At 70.1% G+C, this 17400-nt stretch carries 21 protein-coding genes; 11 read left to right on the top strand and 10 right to left on the bottom strand.

All coding sequences use genetic code 11. From position 1 onward, the window contains the following. Positions 1-37: 37 nt before the first annotated feature. The 5 genes from Q1A87_RS15450 to Q1A87_RS15430 are packed head-to-tail and all read left to right on the top strand — an operon-like array spanning position 38 to position 3574. Positions 38-493: a RidA family protein gene (locus Q1A87_RS15450; protein ID WP_299653087.1), complete on the top strand. Its 456-nt coding sequence runs from the start codon at positions 38-40 to the stop codon at positions 491-493. Continuing rightward, positions 490-1275, top strand: a complete 786-nt coding sequence (locus Q1A87_RS15445; protein ID WP_299653084.1) for a glycerophosphodiester phosphodiesterase family protein — start codon at positions 490-492, stop codon at positions 1273-1275. The genes Q1A87_RS15450 and Q1A87_RS15445 overlap by 4 nt, the downstream gene beginning before the upstream one ends. After that, on the top strand, positions 1268-2479 hold the full coding sequence (locus Q1A87_RS15440; protein WP_299653081.1) for a GNAT family N-acetyltransferase: 1212 nt from the start codon (positions 1268-1270) through the stop codon (positions 2477-2479). Before Q1A87_RS15445 ends, Q1A87_RS15440 begins: the two co-directional genes overlap by 8 nt. Further along, complete coding sequence (locus Q1A87_RS15435) at positions 2476-2718, top strand: 4a-hydroxytetrahydrobiopterin dehydratase (protein ID WP_299653079.1); 243 nt, start codon at positions 2476-2478, stop codon at positions 2716-2718. The genes Q1A87_RS15440 and Q1A87_RS15435 overlap by 4 nt, the downstream gene beginning before the upstream one ends. A gap of 7 nt (positions 2719-2725) precedes the next feature. Next, positions 2726-3574 carry a mechanosensitive ion channel domain-containing protein gene (locus tag Q1A87_RS15430; RefSeq protein ID WP_299653076.1) on the top strand — a complete coding sequence of 283 codons (849 nt, stop codon included), beginning with the start codon at positions 2726-2728 and terminating at the stop codon, positions 3572-3574. 2 nt (positions 3575-3576) lie between these two features. On the opposite strand, the gene Q1A87_RS15425 is transcribed toward Q1A87_RS15430, so the two are convergent. The 3 genes from Q1A87_RS15425 to Q1A87_RS15415 all read right to left on the bottom strand — a co-directional run bounded on the left by Q1A87_RS15425 (position 3577) and on the right by Q1A87_RS15415 (position 6120). After that, positions 3577-4641 (bottom strand): ornithine cyclodeaminase, encoded by a 1065-nt coding sequence (locus Q1A87_RS15425; protein ID WP_299653073.1) that lies wholly within the window; start codon positions 4639-4641, stop codon positions 3577-3579. Further along, positions 4638-5567, bottom strand: a complete 930-nt coding sequence (gene rocF / locus Q1A87_RS15420) for an arginase (protein WP_299653070.1) — start codon at positions 5565-5567, stop codon at positions 4638-4640. Before rocF ends, Q1A87_RS15425 begins: the two co-directional genes overlap by 4 nt. A 64-nt stretch (positions 5568-5631) precedes the next feature. After that, the gene (locus Q1A87_RS15415; RefSeq protein ID WP_299653067.1) at positions 5632-6120 is read right to left on the bottom strand and encodes a peroxiredoxin; all 489 of its coding nucleotides are present in this window, start codon (positions 6118-6120) and stop codon (positions 5632-5634) included. 103 nt (positions 6121-6223) lie between these two features. On the opposite strand from Q1A87_RS15415, the gene rsmD reads away from it, so the two are divergent. Then, positions 6224-6817, top strand: a complete 594-nt coding sequence (gene rsmD, locus Q1A87_RS15410; RefSeq protein WP_299653064.1) for a 16S rRNA (guanine(966)-N(2))-methyltransferase RsmD — start codon at positions 6224-6226, stop codon at positions 6815-6817. A gap of 76 nt (positions 6818-6893) precedes the next feature. Here the strand turns inward: rsmD and Q1A87_RS15405 are convergent, their stop codons facing one another. Further along, positions 6894-7913 carry a TRAP transporter substrate-binding protein gene (locus Q1A87_RS15405; RefSeq protein ID WP_299653061.1) on the bottom strand — a complete coding sequence of 340 codons (1020 nt, stop codon included), beginning with the start codon at positions 7911-7913 and terminating at the stop codon, positions 6894-6896. Positions 7914-8044: 131 nt separating this feature from the next. Between Q1A87_RS15405 and recQ the strand changes: the two genes are divergently transcribed. Next, on the top strand, positions 8045-10102 hold the full coding sequence (recQ, locus tag Q1A87_RS15400) for a DNA helicase RecQ (RefSeq protein WP_299653058.1): 2058 nt from the start codon (positions 8045-8047) through the stop codon (positions 10100-10102). A 4-nt stretch (positions 10103-10106) separates the two neighbouring features. Continuing rightward, positions 10107-10877, top strand: coding sequence for a peroxide stress protein YaaA (gene yaaA / locus Q1A87_RS15395; protein WP_299653055.1), 771 nt, complete (start codon positions 10107-10109; stop codon positions 10875-10877). Between the two features lie 22 nt (positions 10878-10899). On the opposite strand, the gene dapE is transcribed toward yaaA, so the two are convergent. The 3 genes from dapE to Q1A87_RS15380 all read right to left on the bottom strand — a co-directional run bounded on the left by dapE (position 10900) and on the right by Q1A87_RS15380 (position 12749). Then, the gene (dapE, locus tag Q1A87_RS15390) at positions 10900-12045 is read right to left on the bottom strand and encodes a succinyl-diaminopimelate desuccinylase (protein WP_299653052.1); all 1146 of its coding nucleotides are present in this window, start codon (positions 12043-12045) and stop codon (positions 10900-10902) included. Then, positions 12042-12377 carry a hypothetical protein gene (locus Q1A87_RS15385; RefSeq protein ID WP_299653049.1) on the bottom strand — a complete coding sequence of 112 codons (336 nt, stop codon included), beginning with the start codon at positions 12375-12377 and terminating at the stop codon, positions 12042-12044. Before Q1A87_RS15385 ends, dapE begins: the two co-directional genes overlap by 4 nt. Positions 12378-12488: 111 nt before the next feature. Then, on the bottom strand, positions 12489-12749 hold the full coding sequence (locus tag Q1A87_RS15380) for a GlsB/YeaQ/YmgE family stress response membrane protein (RefSeq protein ID WP_299653046.1): 261 nt from the start codon (positions 12747-12749) through the stop codon (positions 12489-12491). Positions 12750-12875: 126 nt separating this feature from the next. Between Q1A87_RS15380 and Q1A87_RS15375 the strand changes: the two genes are divergently transcribed. Then, a complete protein-coding gene (locus Q1A87_RS15375) occupies positions 12876-13157 on the top strand; it encodes a DUF6525 family protein (protein WP_299653043.1) in 282 nt (93 codons plus the stop codon). Between the two features lie 16 nt (positions 13158-13173). Here Q1A87_RS15375 and dapD read toward each other — a convergent pair whose 3' ends face one another. After that, the gene (gene dapD / locus Q1A87_RS15370) at positions 13174-14022 is read right to left on the bottom strand and encodes a 2,3,4,5-tetrahydropyridine-2,6-dicarboxylate N-succinyltransferase (RefSeq protein WP_299653040.1); all 849 of its coding nucleotides are present in this window, start codon (positions 14020-14022) and stop codon (positions 13174-13176) included. 90 nt (positions 14023-14112) lie between these two features. Between dapD and Q1A87_RS15365 the strand changes: the two genes are divergently transcribed. After that, a complete protein-coding gene (locus Q1A87_RS15365; RefSeq protein ID WP_299653037.1) occupies positions 14113-14559 on the top strand; it encodes a DMT family transporter in 447 nt (148 codons plus the stop codon). 79 nt (positions 14560-14638) lie between these two features. Here Q1A87_RS15365 and Q1A87_RS15360 read toward each other — a convergent pair whose 3' ends face one another. Both Q1A87_RS15360 and Q1A87_RS15355 read right to left on the bottom strand, forming a co-directional pair. Next, a complete protein-coding gene (locus tag Q1A87_RS15360; RefSeq protein ID WP_299653034.1) occupies positions 14639-15151 on the bottom strand; it encodes a thioredoxin family protein in 513 nt (170 codons plus the stop codon). Between the two features lie 66 nt (positions 15152-15217). Next, positions 15218-16126 (bottom strand): serine/threonine dehydratase, encoded by a 909-nt coding sequence (locus Q1A87_RS15355; RefSeq protein WP_299653149.1) that lies wholly within the window; start codon positions 16124-16126, stop codon positions 15218-15220. A gap of 73 nt (positions 16127-16199) precedes the next feature. On the opposite strand from Q1A87_RS15355, the gene Q1A87_RS15350 reads away from it, so the two are divergent. Further along, the gene (locus tag Q1A87_RS15350) at positions 16200-17060 is read left to right on the top strand and encodes an LOG family protein (RefSeq protein ID WP_299653031.1); all 861 of its coding nucleotides are present in this window, start codon (positions 16200-16202) and stop codon (positions 17058-17060) included. Positions 17061-17400 lie beyond the last annotated feature (340 nt).

The following is a 17400-nucleotide window of genomic DNA, read 5'->3' as shown; positions in this document are numbered from 1 at the left end:
GGCAGCTAGGCCCGGACCCGAACCGGAGGCCTGTCCCATGTCGATTGCCGAGAAACTGTCCCAGATGGGCGTCACCCTGCCCGACGCGCCCGCGCCCGCCGCCAATTATGTGCCGAGCGTGCGTTCGGGCGACCTGCTCTTCGTCTCGGGACAGGTGTCGAGCGGCGCGGACGGCCTCATCAAGGGACGGCTCGGCGCCGACATGAGCGTCGAGGACGGCGCGGCCGCCGCGCGTGCCTGCGCGATCTCGCTACTGGCGCAGGTCCGCGCGGCCTGCGACGGCGACATCGACCGGCTCGACCGCGTGGTGAAGCTGACCGGGTTCGTGAATTGCACGCCGGAGTTCGGCGACATGCCCGCGGTCGTGAACGGCGCGTCGGATTTCCTCGTGGAGGTCTTGGGCGAGGCCGGGCGGCATTCCCGCTCCGCCGTGGGCGCCAACCTGCCCTTCGGCGTCGCGGTCGAGATCGAAGGCATCTTCCGCCTGAGATGAGGCTTCCGCAGGGCTTTCTGACCAGGCCCATCGCGCATCGCGGCCTGCACGACCGGAGCGCGGGGCGGATCGAGAACTCGATCGCCGCGTACGAGGCGGCGCTGGCGCGTGGCTATGCGATCGAGCTCGACACGCAGTTCTCCGCCGACGGCGTGCCGATGGCGTTCCACGACGCCCGGCTCGACCGGCTGACCGACGCGACCGGCCCGGTGGACCGCCTGACAGCCGACGCCCTGTCCCGCCTGCCTCTGCGTGGCGGCCGGGATGGCATCCCCCGGCTGGCGGAGGTGCTGGATCACGTGGCGGGCCGTGTGCCGCTGCTCATCGAGATCAAGGATCGCGACGGCGACATGGGGCCGGATGTCGGCCCGCTGGAACGGGCGGTGATCGCCGCGCTCGACGGCTATGCCGGCGATGTCGCGGTGATGTCGTTCAACCCGCATTCCGTCGCTTGCTTCCAGGACGAGGCCCCCCATCTGCCGCGCGGCCTCGTCACCGCGGCCTTCCACGCCCGGACATGGCCGCACCTGACCGAGGCGACGCGCGAACGGCTCGCCGGCATCCCCGATCTGGACCGCGTCGGCGCCGGCTTCGTCAGCCACGAGGCCGAGGCGCTCGACATGCCGCGCATCGCGGAGATCAAGGCCGCCGGCCTGCCGGTCCTGTGCTGGACCGTCCGCTCGGCCGCGCAGGAGGCCATGGTGCGGCGGATTGCCGACGGCGTGACCTTCGAGGGCTACTTGCCCGAGCCCGGGATGGCCCCACCTGTCCCCCATGAATGAGCGCATCACCCCCGACCTCGACACCACGGAAGTCGAGATCAGCATCCTTCCGAGCCTGTCGGGCCTCGACGCCGCGACCTGGGATGCCTGCGCCTGCCCCGAGGCCGCGGATGGCGGGCCGCCCGACGATCCGTTCACCACGTACCGTTTCCTGCGCGCGCTGGAGACGAGCGAGAGCGTCGGCGGGCGCACCGGCTGGCAGCCGCAATACCTGGTCGCGCGGGCGGACGGGGAGGTCATCGCCTGCGCGCCGCTCTACGCGAAGGGCCACAGCCAGGGCGAATACATCTTCGACCACAACTGGGCGCATGCCTGGGAACGGGCGGGCGGCGACTATTACCCGAAGCTGCAGATCGCCGTGCCCTTCACCCCCGCCACCGGCCGGCGCTTCCTCGTCCGGCCCGGCTACGAGGAGGTCGGCTTCTCCGCCCTCGTGCAGGGCGCGGTCAGCGTGACGGAGAGCAACGACCTCTCTTCGCTGCACATAACATTCTGCACCGAGGCCGAGCGGGAGGCGGGCGCCGGGATGGGCCTGATGGCCCGGTCGAGCCAGCAATTCCATTGGGTCAACGACGGCTATGGCAGCTTCGAGGACTTCCTCGCCGCGCTGTCGAGCCGCAAGCGCAAGACCATCCGCCGCGAGCGCAAGGTCGCGGCCGAGTTCGGCGGCACGATCAACGCCTATACCGGCGACGCCATCCGGCCGGAACACTGGGACGCGTTCTGGCGCTTCTATCAGGATACGGGCGCCCGGAAATGGGGCCGTCCCTACCTCACCCGCGCCTTCTTCGACGAGATTCAGGAGACGATGCGCGACGACGTCCTGCTGGTCCTGGCCGAGCGCGACGGGCGCGCGGTGGCGGGGGCGCTCAATTTCATCGGTCGCGACACGCTCTACGGGCGCTACTGGGGCGCCGTGGAGCACCATCCGATGCTGCATTTCGAGGTCTGCTACTATCAGGCCATCGACCACGCCATCGCCCGCGGCCTGAGCCGTGTCGAGGCCGGCGCGCAGGGCGAGCACAAGCTCGCGCGCGGCTACCTCCCGGTGACCTGCCACAGCCTGCACCACATCCCGAACGAGGGGTTCCGCCGCGCCGTGGCGCAATTCCTCGAGGCGGAGGCGCGGGCGGTGGAGCAGGATATCGAGGTCTTGACCGCGTTCGGCCCGTTCCGACGCGCGGACGTGGAGGAACAGGAATGACCATACCCGACGGCTGGACCGAACGCGACGGCGGCATCGAACGCCGGTTCAAGCTCCGCAACTTCTCGGAGGCCTGGGCCTTCATGTCGCGCGTGGCGCTTCTGGCGGAGGCGGCGAACCACCACCCGGACTGGTCGAACAGCTGGAACCGGGTGGACATCCGGCTGACCTCGCATGATGCAGGCGGCCTGACGGAGCGGGATACCGCCCTCGCCCTGCGGATCAACGAACTGGCCTGAGACGAATATGGACGACCTGCTCGACGCCCCGATCTACGACGGACGCACGCTCGGCGATTTCGTGTCGCTGGAGTTCCTGGTGGCGATCTTCGGGAGCCTGCTTTCGGCCGTCCTCGTCATCATCGCCGGTTTCGTGATCTCAGGCTGGGTCGCCCGGCGGATCGAGGCGCTGTCCAAGCGTCACGCCAGGCTCGACGACACGCTGTTCGACTTCCTCGCCAACCTCGCCCGCTACGCGATCCTGGGCCTGTGCTTCCTGATCGTGCTCAACACGTTCGGCATCCAGACGACCTCGCTCGTCGCGGTGATCGGTGCGGCCGGCCTCGCCATCGGCCTGGCGCTTCAGGGAACGCTGTCGAACGTGGCGGCGGGCGTGATGCTCATCTTCTTCCGCCCGCTCAAGGTCGGCGATTACGTGACGATCAACGGCGAGAGCGGGACCGTGAAGGCCATCAACCTGAACTTCACCGAGCTGGCCAGCATCGGCAATGTCCAGATCATCATTCCGAACTCGGAAGTCTGGGGCAACACGATCACGAACTACTCGGCCTACGACACCCGGCAGGCGGAATGGGTGTTCGGCGTCGGCTACGGCGCCGATCTCGGCCTGACGGAGCAGGTGATCCGCGACACGATCACCGCCGATCCGCGCTTTATGGGCGACACGGAGCCCACCATCAAGGTCGACGCACTGAACGCCTCCAGCGTCGATTTCCTGGTCCGCGCCTGGGTTCCCCGAACCGAGTTCTTCGGGTTCTGGAAGGACATGAACCGCGAGGTGAAGCAGGCCCTCGACGCCGCCGGCATCGAGATCCCCTTCCCGCAGCGCTCCGTCCACGTCATCCGCGAGGACTGACCTCAGCCCTTCGCCCGCGCGAGCATTCCGAAGAGGTCGCGCGGGTCGTCGGGATCGGCCAGCATGTCGAGATCGACGTAATGCCCGGTCCGCAGCGCCTCCGCGTGGATATGGCGCAGCGCGCTGAAATCCTCGGTCGCGAAGCCCACGCTGTCGAACAGGGTGATCCGGTCCCGCCCCGTCCGGCCCGGCGCCTTCCCCGCGATCACCTGCCAGAGCTCGGTCACCGGATGGTCGGGGTCGAGTTGCTGGATCTCTCCCTCCACCCGCGTCTGCGGCGGATATTCCACGAAGATGTCCGAGCGCAGCAGGATGTCGCGGTGCAGTTCGGTCTTGCCCGGGCAATCGCCGCCGATCGCGTTCAGGTGCACGCCCGCGCCGACCATGTTGTCGGTCAGGATCGTCGCCTGCTTCTTGTCGGCGGTGCAGGTGGTGACGATCTGCGCGCCCTCCATCGCCGCCTCCGCGCTGTCGCAGGACGTGACCGTCAGGCCGGTTCCGGCGAGATTACGCGCCGCCTTCGCGGTCGCGGCCGGGTCGATGTCGTAAAGCCGCACCTCCTCGATCCCGAGGCAGTGACGGAAGCCCAGCGCCTGGAACTCGCATTGCGCGCCGTTGCCGATCATCGCCATCACGCGCGCGTCCTCCGGCGCGAGGTGCCGCGCGGCCACGACCGAGGCGGCGGCGGTGCGCAGCGCGGTCAGCACCGTCATCTCCGACAGGAGCACCGGATAGCCGTTGTCGACGCGGGCCAGCACGCCGAAGGCCGTCACCGTCTGGAAGCCGCGGGCCATGTTGGCGGGATGGCCGTTCACGTATTTGAAGCCGTAGAACTCGCCGTCCGAGGTCGGCATCAGCTCGATCACCCCCTCCTCGCTGTGGGCGGCGACCCGCGGGGTCTTGTCGAAGCTCTCCCAGCGCAGGAAGTCCGCCTCGATCCGGTCGGCGATGGCGGCGATGGTCTCGGCCACGCCCGCGTCGTGGACGATCCGCATCATGTTCTCGACCGAGACGAAGGGCACGAACGCCAGCTCGGACGGGGCGAGGTCGTGCGGCGCGACCCTCATGTCCGCGCCCGCGTCGGCCGGTCGAGCACGGCCTTGCCGAAGAGCGAGGCGACGAGATCCACCATCAGCGTCGCCGTGCGCCCGCGCTCGTCCATGAACGGGTTGAGCTCGGCGATGTCGAGGGAGGTGACGAGGCCGGAATCGTGGAGCCATTCCATCACCAGATGCGCCTCCCGGAAGGTCGCGCCGCCCGGGACCGTGGTGCCGACCGCGGGCGCGATGCCGGGATCGAGGAAGTCGATGTCGAAGCTCACGTGCAGATGCCCCTCCGCCGCCGCGACCCGTTCGAGGAAGACGCGCAGCGGCGTGGCGATGCCGTGCTCGTCGATGGCGCGCATGTCGGCCACGTCGATCCCGGCCGCGTTCAGCGCCTGCTTCTCGTGCGGATCGACGGAGCGCAGGCCGATCATGCAGATGTTGCCCGGGTCCACCGTGGCGACCGGTGCCGGAAAGTGCGGCGTGAAGTCGGCCCGTCCGGTGAAGTAGGCGACCGGCGTGCCGTGCAGGTTGCCGCTCTCGGTGCTCTCCAGATCGTGGATGTCGGAATGGGCGTCGAGCCAGAGCACGAAGAACGGCCGCCCAGCCGCCTCGGCGCGACGCGCCATTCCGGGCACGGTGCCCGCGGCCATCAGGTGATCGCCGCCCATGAAGATCGGGAATGTCTCGGCGTCGAGCGCCCCCGCCCCCGCCTGCAGCGCCGCGACCCAGCCGGCGCAAAGGTCGAGGTCGCGTATTGCGGGGTTGGGCGCCGGCGGGACCTGCATCTCCTCGGCCGCAAGGTTGCCCAGGTCGCGCACCTCGTGACCGAGCTCTCGCAGCGCGCGGCCGAGCCCGGCGGTGCGCAGCGCGTCCGGCCCCATGAGGCAGCCGCGCCGCCACGCGCCGGTCTGCACCGGCGCGCCGATCAGGGTGATGGGTCGGGTCATGGGGCCTCCGAATGCCGTTCGCGTCCCTGATGACACGAATGGTCGGCCGGCGCGAACCCCGTGGTCAGACGTCCTCGAGCAGCGCCTCGCCGGCCGAGGCGGAGCAGGTGCCCGGCGAATCCTCGACATGCAGCGCCTTGATGACGCCGTCCTCGACCAGCATGGAATAGCGCCGGGACCGGCCGTGGAAGCCGGCGGCGGGCGCGTCGAACTGCAATCCTAGATCCCGCGTGAAGGCGCCGTCCGCATCGGCCAGCAGGTGCAGCCCCGCCTCGGCCGCGCCGGTCTGCTCGCCCCAGGCCTTCATCACGAACGGGTCGTTGACCGCGACGCAGATGATCGTGTCGACGCCCTTCTCGGCGAAAGCGTCCTTGTTGCGCACGAAGCTCGGCATGTGCGCGGTGGTGCAGGTCCCGGTGAAGGCGCCCGGAACGCCGAAAAGCGCGACCTTGCCGCTCGCGGCGAGGTCGCGGAGCGGAACCGTCTCGGGGCCGTCCGCCCCGATGCGCAGGAGGTCGGCTTCGGGCAGCTTGTCGCCGGTGGTGATGGACATGGTCGGACTCCTCGGGGGTTTGCAACGCGTGTGGCCGAGTTATAGCTGTCGAAGCCGCAGGCTCCAGTGGAGACGCCATGGCTTTTATCGTGAACGACCCCGGATGCGACGCGCGGATCGCGACGCCGCGACCGTCGCCTATGGGGCGCAGCAGGTGAGGATCGTCGGAGGGCGCTGGCGCGGGCGGCGACTCGCCTCGGTCGGAAAGGGCGACGCGGCGGCGCATCTGCGGCCCACGACGGATCGGGTGCGGGAATCGATCTTCAACCTGCTGCTGAACGGGGGATACGCGGAGGCGCTGGACGGAACGGCGGTGCTCGACGTCTTCGCCGGGACCGGCGCGCTGGGGCTCGAGGCGCTGAGCCGGGGGGCGGCGCGGGCGACCTTCCTCGAATGGGGACGGGCTTCGCTGGTCCTGTTGCGGGAGAACGTGGCGCTCCTGCAGGCCGACGCACGGATCGTCGCCCGCGACGCCCGTCGCCCGGGGCCCGGCGCCCCGCATGACCTCGTGTTTCTCGATCCGCCCTACGGACAGGGACTGGGCGAGGCGGCGATGGCCGCGCTGCGTGCCGAAGGCTGGATCGCACCGGGGGCACTGATCGTCTGGGAGGAGGGGCGACCGCCGGTCACCGAGGGGCTGACCGTCCTGGACCAGCGCCGTTACGGCGACACGGTCGTGACGCTCGCGCGGGCGTGACGGACATCACGCCCTCCTTCCAAAGTGGACAGCACGAACCTCTCGCCCGGGCGGCAAGTCGGAAAAACGCGGAAGGCTACTGCGCTGCCGCCGCCATCGCCGCCCCGGCATCCTCGACCAGCGCCGCGCCGTCGAAGCCCTTGGCGTCCATCTCCGCGATCCACGCGTCCCGTACCGCGTCTCCCAGCGCCCGGATCTCCGCCGTCACCTCCGGCGAAAGCTCCGCGATCTGGTTGCCCGACGCCGCCATGATCTCACGCCCCAGGGCATCGCCCGTATCATGCGCCCGCCCCGCCCAGGCCGCCGCCATCGCACCGGAATTGGCGTCGATCACCGCGCGCAGATCGTCGGGCAGGCCCTCGTAGACGTCCTTGTTCATCGCCCAGAGGAAATAGAGGTTGTAGAGCGCGTCCTCGCCCGCGACGTCCGTGTGGCTGTCGACCAGCTCGTCGAGCTTCAGCGACGGCGATTGCTCCCACGTGATCAGCCCCCCGTCGAGCACGCCCTTCGCCAGCGCTTCCGGGAAGGCCGGGACCGGCATGCCGATCGGGTTCGCGCCGAGCTCGTCCAGAAGCAGCGTGCCCATCCGGGTCGGCCCGCGCAGGTTGAGGCCGCGGAAATCGCCCACGCTTTCCGGCGCGTCGCCCTTCAGGTGGACGAGCCCCGGCCCGTGCATGTGCGCGGCGATCACGTGGACATCCGCGAAATCGTCCATCAGGTGGTCCTGCGTGAACGCCCACGCCGCGACCGAGGCCGCCTCCGCCGATTTCGGCGTCATGAAGGGCAGCTCCAGCGCCTCCGCCTCGGGGAAGCGGCCGGGCTGGTAGCCGGGAATGACCCAGCCGCCGTCGACCGCGCCGTCCGCGATCAGGTCGTACATGTTCGCCGCCGAGCCGCCGAGCTGCATGAACGGGTAGATCTCGACCGCGATCCGTCCGTCGGATTGCGCCTCGATGGCGTCGGCCCAGGGCTGCATGAAGTAGGTCGGATTGGCCGAGGCCGGGTTCACGAAATGCTGGAACCGGAGCGTGACCTCCTGCGCCGCGGCCGGGGCGGCAAGGACCAGCACCAGCAGGGTTGACCGAAGAAGCGACATGGGCGCGTCCCCATATGTTGCGACAGGGTGTCTCGGCTATCACGAGGTCTTGCTCGTGCCAAGGGCGCCGGGTCTCCGAGGGCGGCGTCCGCCCCCTTGTCCCGCGCGAAGCCATGTGGGATTTCGCCCGAATGCAGGACGAAAGCACTCCCGTCGCGGCCGCGCCCGTCGACCTCCTCAAATCCGTCTTCGGGTTCGACGCCTTCCGCCCCGGACAGGCGGAGATCGTCGAGGCCGTGATGGCGGGGCGTGACGTACTCGCGATCATGCCCACGGGCGGCGGCAAGTCGCTCTGCTACCAGCTGCCGGCGATCTGCCGCCCGGGTCTCACCGTGGTGATCTCCCCGCTCATCGCGCTGATGCGCGATCAGGTCCGGGCGCTGCAGGCGGCGGGCGTCTGCGCCGGGGCGCTCACCTCCGGCAATACCGAGGAGGAGACGGAAACCGTCTGGCAGGCGATCGAGGATGGCCGGCTGAAGCTCCTCTACATCGCGCCGGAACGCCTCGCCTCCACCGCGACGGAGCGGATGCTGAAGCGCGCCGACACCCGGCTCATCGCCGTGGACGAGGCGCATTGCGTGAGCCAGTGGGGCCACGACTTCCGCCCCGACTATCTTCGCATCGGCGAGTTGCGCCGGACGCTCGGCGTGCCGCTCGCCGCCTTCACCGCGACCGCGGATGCCGAGACGCGGGCGGAGATCGCCGCCCGGCTTTTCGACGGGACGCCCGAGACCTTCCTCCACGGATTCGACCGCCCGAACATCGCGCTCGCGTTCCAGCCGAAGGACGGGCCGCGCCGGCAGATCCTGTCCTTCGCCGCCGCGCGGAAGGGCCAGTCCGGCATCGTCTATTGCGGCACCCGTGCGAAGACCGAGGCGCTCGCCAAGGCGCTGCGCGACGACGGCCACGCCGCCTGCCATTACCACGGGGGCATGGAGGCCGACGACCGCCGGTTGGTCGAGACGCGGTTCCAGCGCGAGGACGGGCTGATCGTCGTCGCCACGGTGGCCTTCGGCATGGGGATCGACAAGCCCGACATCCGTTGGGTCGCCCATGCCGACCTGCCGAAATCGATCGAGGCCTATTACCAGGAGATCGGCCGCGCGGGCCGCGACGGGGCGCCGGCCGACACGCTGACGCTGTTCGGGGCCGACGACATCCGCTACCGCCGCCAGCAGGTCGACGAGGGGCTGGCCCCGCCGGAGATGAAGGCCGCAGATCACGGCAGGCTGAACGCGCTTCTGGGGCTGGCGGAGGCGCAGGTCTGCCGCCGCGTGACGCTACTTCGCTATTTCGGCGAGGCGACCGAGCCCTGCGGAAATTGCGACCTCTGCGCCGATCCGCCCGAGCTCTTCGATGCCACGACGGAAGTCCGCAAGGCGCTGTCGGCGATGCTGCGGACCGAGGAGCGGTTCGGCACCGGCCACCTGATCGACGTGCTGACCGGGACGGAAACCGACAAGACCCGCCGCTTCGGCCACGAGAGCCTGCCGACCTGGGGCGTGGGGTCCGACGTGGCCAAACCCCAGTGGCAGGCGATCTTCCGACAGATGATGGGCCTCGACCTCGTGCGCCCCGACCCCGCGCGGCATGGCGCGCTTCGCATGACCGAGCCCGCCCGCCCGATCCTGCGCGGCGAGGCCGAGGTCACGCTCCGTCGCGACACGATCCGCCGGGCCGAGCGCCGCCCCGCCGTCAAGCAACTCGTCGCCGAGGAGGACGCGCCGCTCCTGTCGGCCCTCAAGGCCAAGCGCCGCGCCCTGGCCGAACGGCAGGGCGTGCCGGCCTATGTGGTCTTCACCGATCGTACCCTGATCGAGATGGCCGAGACGCGCCCCGACACGCTCGACGCGATGGCGCGGATCTCGGGCGTCGGCGCGACCAAGCTCGAACGCTACGGGGCGGACTTCCTCGCGGTGATCACCGGCGAGACGCCGGACGAGGTTCACCCCGCGCGCCGCAAGCTCGCCGGGCGCGGCGAGGCGGCGGTCTACGACCGGCTATTGTCGGTGCAGAACGACCTCGCGCGGGGGGCGACGGGGCTGGAGAAGCCGATGTCCTGCTCCTCGTCGCAGCTCGCCAAGGTCGCCCGCGCCCGGCCCGATGCGGACGACATCGCCCGGATCCTCGGCACGCGCCATGCCGAGCGGTTCGGCGACGCCTTCCTCGAAATCCTGCGGCAGGAATGACCCGATGCTGACCGTCCTCTCTCCCGCCAAGAAGCTCGACCTCGCCCCCGTGGCGGCCCGGACGACCGCTCCGCGCTTTCCCGAGGCGACGGCCAAGCTCGTGGCGGCCGCCCGCGCCCTCGGGGTCGACGACCTGCGCCGGCTCATGTCGATCAGCGAGCCGCTCGCGCGCCTGAACCGCGACCGGTTCCGTGACTGGGAGGCGGCGCCTGAGACGCCCGCGATCCATGCCTTCGCCGGCGACACCTATACCGGGCTCGACGCCGCGACCCTCTCCGACGACGCGGTGCGCTACGCTAACGGGCATCTGCGCATTCTTTCCGGGCTCTATGGCCTGCTTCGTCCGATGGACGCGCTCCGCCCCTACCGGCTTGAGATGGGCGCACGTCTCGCGGGGCCCTGGGGGCGCGACCTCTACGCTTTCTGGGGCGACCGGATCGCCCGAGCGCTGAACGCGGAGGCCGAGGCGGTCGGCGCGCGCATGCTCCTGAATTGCGCCAGCCGGGAATACTTCGCTGCCGTGGACCGGGACGCGCTCGCGCTGCCGGTCGTCGCGCCGGTCTTCCTCGAGGACAAGCCGGGCGGACCGAAGATCGTCAGCTTCTTCGCCAAGCAGGCGCGCGGCGCGATGGCGCGCTTCGTGCTGGAGAACCGGATCGACGACCCCGCCGACCTTCGCGCCTTCGCGTCGGGCGGTTACGAGTACCAACCCGACCGCTCGACGCGCGAGACGCCGGTTTTCCTTCGCCCCGACCAGGCCAGAGAAGCCGCCTGAGCTTCTTCTTGGTCCAAATACTCTACCCGGCCGCGAAATAGTCCCGCAGCACGCGGGCGTAGACCGCCTTCAACTGTTCGATCTGCTCCACCCGCACCCGCTCGTCCACCGCATGCATCCGGTGTCCGACCAGGCCGAACTCCACGACCGGGCAGTGGTCCTTCACGAAGCGCGCGTCCGAGGTGCCGCCGGTGGTGGACAGGACCGGCGTCACGCCCGTCTCCGCCGCGACCGCGCCGGCGACGAGATCGGAGAGCGCACCGGGCGGCGTCAGGAAGGACTCGCCGGAGATCCTGGCCTCGACGCCGATCTCGATTCCGGTCTCGGCGGCGACCTTGCGGGCCTCGTCCTCGAGCCAGGCGATCAGGCTCGCCCCTGTATGCACGTCGTTGAACCGGATGTTGACCGTCGCACGGCCCTCGGCCGGGATCACGTTGGTCGCCCCGTTGCCGGTGTCCATCGTCACGACGGCGAGCGTGGATGGATCGAAATGGTCCGTCCCACGGTCGAGCTCGTACGCCGCGAGCCGCGCCATCAGCGTCGCCATCGCCGGCAGCGGGTTCCGCGCGAGATGCGGGTAGGCGGAATGGCCCTGCACGCCCCGGAAGGTGAACCAGGCCGAGAGCGAGCCGCGGCGGCCGATCTTGATCATCTCGCCCATCCGCTCGGGACAGGTCGGCTCGCCGACGAGACAGACGTCCATGCGTTCGCCCGTTTCGGCCATCCAGTCGAGAAGCGCGACCGTTCCGTCCGTCCCCGACCCCTCCTCGTCGCCGGTGATGGCCAGCACGACCGCGCCGTCGGGCGGCGTCGCGGTCACGAAATCCACCGCGGCGGCGGCGAAGGCGGCGACACCCGACTTCATGTCCGTCGCGCCCCGCCCGTAGAGCCATCCCGCCTCGATCTCCGCGCCGAACGGGTCATGGGTCCAGGCGGCACGGTCTCCCTCGGGGACCACGTCGGTATGGCCGTTGAACCCGATCGTGCGCGGATGGCCCTTCGCGCCCCAGCGGGCATAGAGGTTCGGCACGCCGTCCCGGTCGACACGCGTGCACGCGAAGCCCGCGGCCGACAACACCTCCGACAACGCCGCGAGCGCCCCGCCCTCTTCAGGTGTGACCGAGGGACAGCGGACGAGCCGCGCGGTCAGGTCCACCGGGTCGATCATGCGTCGTCCTCGCGGAACACGGTGGTCTGCGCCACGATCACCGCGTTCTCCTCGAGCGCGCGGGCCATCAGCGTGCGTTCGTCGGCCTCGATGTCGTGGCCGTCCGCCTCCCGCTCCTCGAGGGTGCCGTAGCCCGTGACCTCGAGCACGTTCATCCCGGCGGTCTTGAGGACGGCGACACTCTCCCGCACCGCCTCGTCCTCGTCGACACCGCTCGCGTAGCACATCAGCGCCGCGCCGGACGCGCCCTCAGGCAGGCCGTCCTCCTTGCGGCGGCCGACTTCGACCAGGAGGGTATAGACGTGGTGCGGGCGTTTGGGCTTCTCGGACATACGCGTCGTCTCCGTTCCCTCGGGCCTCGTGTCAACCAAGCGCCGCGGCATCAACGCACATGAAAAAGGGCGCCGCGATGCGACGCCCTTCCAATACGCTCGCGACCCGTGTCAGGTCCGCCCGCGCACCATCCGGACGACCCAGATCAGCAGGCAGGCGCCGATCACCGCCACGATCAGCTGGATGAGCCAGCTCCCCTCGCCCACCGTGTCGCCGAGGACGAGCGCCAGCAGGAAGTTCGCGACCAGGGCGCCGACGATGCCCAGGATGATGTTCATGAGAAGACCCATGTCGGAATGCATGATCTTCTCGGCGATCCAGCCGGCCAGGCCGCCCAGAATAATGCTCATGATCCAGCCGATACCAGCCATAGAATCGATCCTTCGTTCAGGTTGTGCTCCGGTGACGGAACGTCGCACCCTGCCCGGCGGTTCCCCCCTCCCCGCGCCTGTTTGACAGGGCCGGCAGGCGGACCATCCTTCCGCATCGGAGGTGACATGACGTCGGAACGCCCCAATCCGTCGGCCGAGCTGCGCGCGTCGCACGCGCGGCGTGAGCTGATGAACGAGTACGATCACCTGCCCGCCGAACTGCGGGCCTGGCTCGCTACCGCGAAGCTGCAATGGGCCCCCCGCTCGGCCGCGCGCGCCTGGCGGCGGGCGATGTGGCGGAGCCTCGGACGGAAGCGGCGCGCGCTCGAGATGATGGACGCGCTCGAGGCGGATCGGATCGCGCGGGAGGGCTTGCCCTACGCGCCGCCCGATGCCGACGGGCCGTGACGGACGCTTGGCGGCCTCAGGCGCGCAGCAACTCGTTGATCGCCGTCTTCGACCGGGTCTGCGAGTCGACCTGCTTGACGATCACCGCGCAGTAGAGGTTCGGCGCGGCCTCTCCGTTGCCCATCGTCTGATTGCCCGGCATCGAGCCCGCCACCACGACGGAATAGGGCGGCACCTCGCCGTAGGTGATCTCGCCCGTGATGCGGTTCACGATCCGGGTCGACTTGCCGATGAAGACGCCCATCCCGAGGACCGAGCCCTCGCGCACGATGCAGCCCTCGACCACCTCCGAGCGGGCGCCGATGAAGCAATTGTCCTCGATGATCGTCGGATCGGCCTGCAGCGGTTCCAGCACGCCGCCGATGCCGACGCCGCCCGAAAGGTGCACGTTCTTGCCGATCTGCGCGCAGGAGCCGACCGTGGCCCAGGTGTCGACCATCGTGCCGCTGTCGACATAGGCGCCGAGGTTGACGAAGGACGGCATCAGCACCACGCCCGGCGCAATATAGGCCGAGCGGCGCACGATGCAGTTGGGGACGGCACGGAAACCCGCGCTGTCCCATTTGGCAGAGTTCCAGCCGTGGAACTTGCTGTCGACCTTGTCCCACCAGGACCCGCCCTGGGGCCCGCCGGTCTGCACTTCCATGTCCTTCAGGCGGAAGCCCAGAAGGACGGCCTTCTTGGCCCACTGGTTCACGTGCCAGGTACCGTCCGCCCCCCGCTCGGCCACGCGCAGCTCGCCGGAATCGAGTGCGTCGAGCGTGGCGGAGATCGCCTCGCGCGTCTCGCCGGTGGTCTGCGGCGTGACGGTGTCGCGGGCCTCCCAGGCGGCGTCGATGACGGCTTCGAGCTGTTGGTAGGGCATGCGGACTCCGGGTGTCGGGCTTGATTGCGGCGCTCATATCGGCCAGCCCGCGACGGGGCAATCCCGCCCTCTCGCCGCCGGAGCCCGTCGATGCCCAATCCCCTTCTCGTATCCGTCATCGTCGTCTTCGCCGCCGGGCTCGGCTTCGGCGTGCAGGCCCCGCTCAACGCCGCGCTCGGCCGGCTCATCGGCGGCGGCGTGGCGGCGGCGGCCATCTCCTTCGGGGTCGGCTTCGTGGCCCTCCTCGCGATGACTTTCGCCTTCGGACAGGGCGGCGCGCTCGCGCGGGCGGGCGGCGTCGCCCCGATCTACTGGATCGGCGGGTTGTTCGGGGCGCTGGTCGTCTGGGCGATGCTGTGGTCGGTACCGACGGTGGGCATCCTCACCGCGCTCGCCGCGCTGATCCTGGGTCAGCTCGCCTCGGGCCTCGTCCTCGACGCGACGGGGGCGTTCGGCCTGCCGATCCACGCGGTGACGCCGACGCGGGTGCTGGCCTGCCTGATGGTCGGGGGCGGACTGGTCCTGTCGCGGTTCTGACGTCAATTCGCTCTCAGATGCGCGGTGAGGCTCCCCTGCGTTCCGCCGGGCGACGCGAACTGTCCACGACCTCAGACCATCAGGCTCGCCACTTGATGGAGCAGCCCATGCCGGCAACCTGGTCCGGCACGTCCCGCCCGGCAGCCACTGCCCGCATCGCCGCGCGCAATTCCGCCTGCCGCCCGCGATAGCGCAACGTGAGGTCGGGACCGTAGCCGAACAGGTCGGGCGTGCAGACCGCGCCGAGCGCCCGGGCCACCGCCTGCGTCTCGTCGACGAGGTAGGGCACGGTCAGGCCGTATTCGGCGGCGAAGGCGTCCATGTGGTCGGGCGCGTCCGACGGATAGACGGACCAGTCGTTCGGCATGATACAGCACGCCCCGATCCCCTCCGCGGCAAGCGCGGCGAGGTCCTCGGCCAGCGCCGCCATCTGCTTTCGCACGTGCGGGCAATGGTTGCAGATCACCGCGATCACCAATCCGTTCTGCCCCTTCAGATCGTCGCGCGTGTAGGTCCGCCCCTCCGGATCGGGCAGGACGAAATCGGGGCAGGGCGTGCCGAAGGCGGTGTCGACGATCTCGCTCGTGGCCATGTCAGGGTCTCCGTTCGTTGCAAGTCCGGCTTGCACATAGCCCCGCGCGGCCGCGGGGCACGCGGCTCAGGCCAACGGGTCCGGTGCCGGGTTCGCCCCGCAGACGAGCACCGCGACGCGTTCGCCCTCCGCCGGGACGTAGGCGCCCGAAAGCAGCGCGGCCAGCGCGCAGGCCCCCGCCGGCTCCACCCATTGCCGCGCCTCGCGCCAGAGCACGGCCTGCGCTTCGAGGATGGCCGCGTCGGTCACGGTCACGCTCGCCATGCCTTGCGCCAGCCCGAAGCAGATCTCCCCGATCCGCCGCGCTCCGAGCGCGTTCGCCCCCACGCCGGACACTTCGACATCGACCGGCGCACCGGCCGCCAGCGCCGCGTGGAGGGCGGGGGCCTGTTCGGGCTCCACCGCCACGACCTTGCGCGCGCCCCCGAACCAGCCGAGCGCTCCGGCAATCAGCCCGCCGCCGCCCACCGCCACCAGCACCGTGTCCGCCGCGAGGCCCTGCGCTTCCCATTCCGCGAAGCAGGTGCCCTGCCCCGCCACGGTGGGCACAGCGTCGTAGGCATGGACCTGCATTGCGCCCGTCTCGGCCTCGTGGGCCCGCGCCTCGGCCAGCGCGTCGGCATAGAGGCCGGGCACGACGTGGCATGTCGCGCCGGCCCGCTCGATCAGTCCGATCTTCGACGGCCCCGCCACCTCGGGCACGAAGACATGTGCCGGATGACCGAGTTCGGAGGCTGCATAGGCCACCGCCGCCCCGTGATTGCCGCCGGAGGCCGCGACGATCCCCGCCGCGGGCACGTCCGACGACAGCAGCGTGTTGAACGCGCCCCGCGCCTTGAAGCTGCCGGTATGCTGCATCTGCTCGAGCTTCACCTCGACGTCGAACCCGCCGAGCGTCAGCCGCGCCACCGGCGTCACGCGGGCGTGCCCCGCGATCCGGTCCCGCGCCGCGCCGATCTCCGCCCGCCAATCCATCGGTCGTTCCATGTCGCACCTCGCCTTCGGGGCTGTTAGAGCGGCGGCGAGACGTGGACGCAAGGACGAGCCGATGACCCAAGAGAGCCGCAACCACCCCCTGCGCGAGGCCCGCGAGGACCGGCAGACCGCGCGCACCGTTCCCGACACGCCGCAGACCCGCTCGCCCGCCTACCGGCTCGCCTTCACCGACGACGACTTCCTGTGCCGCGACGAACTGCGCCCCGTCCGCCTGCAGCTGGAGTTGATGAAGGCGACGCAGGTGATGGATGCGGCTGACGTGGATTCGACCGTCGTCATGTTCGGCGGCGCCCGCGTTCCCCGGCCCGAGAACGCAGCGCGCGCCCGTACCGAGACGCTGCGGGAGCTGGCCGGGCAGTACGAGGAGGCCCGCCGCTTCGCGCGCCTTGTCACGGAGAGGTCGCTCGCGGAGACCGGCGGACGCGAGAACGTCGTCGTCACCGGCGGCGGGCCCGGCGTGATGGAGGCGGGCAACCGCGGCGCGGCCGATGCGGGCGGGCGGTCGATCGGGCTCAACATCGTGCTGCCGCACGAACAGGCGCCGAACGAGTTTGTGACGCCGGAGCTCAGTTTCAACTTCCACTACTTCGCGATCCGCAAGATGCATTTCCTGATGCGCGCCGCGGCCGTCTGCGTCTTCCCCGGCGGGTTCGGCACGCTCGACGAGCTCTTCGAGGCGCTGACCCTGATCCAGACGGGCCGGATGAAGCGCGTGCCGTTCCTGCTCTTCGGCGAGGCGTTCTGGCGTAGCGTCGTGAACTGGGAGGCGCTGGAGGCGGCGGGCACGATAGGCGCCGACGATCTCGAGCTGTTCCGCTTTGTGGAGACGGCGGAGCAGGCGATGGGCTACATGGACGACTGGCCCCTGCCCCGCACCCGCCGCGACGCCATCCCCGGCCGGGTGGAAGCCTGAAGGGCGGTCACCCTGTCACCGTTGCCACCGGCCGCGCGAAGCCGAAAGGCGTTCCTCGGAGCGGTGGACGATAACCTTGCCACCTTGATGCATTACGGAAAGGGCCGCCCTCGTCCAATGGTAGGGGTTTCCCGACCTCGCGGCCGGGCGAAAGAATGGCGCGTCGCGTCTCCACTTTCTCCGCCGCGACTATGGACAATGAAGACGGGGCGACCTGCGAGCCCGTTCCGCCCGGCGGCACGCCGGGCAGCTCCCGACCGCACCCTAGAGCTTTTCGGCCGAAACTTGAATCGTGGGGATTCCCATGAGGGAGGCGGTGTGATTCATCTTTTTGAGGAGG

The sequence above is a fragment of the uncultured Jannaschia sp. genome (assembly GCF_947494055.1).
In the GTDB taxonomy this organism is placed as follows: Bacteria; Pseudomonadota; Alphaproteobacteria; order Rhodobacterales; family Rhodobacteraceae; genus Jannaschia.
This window is presented reverse-complemented; position numbering and strand designations above follow the sequence as displayed.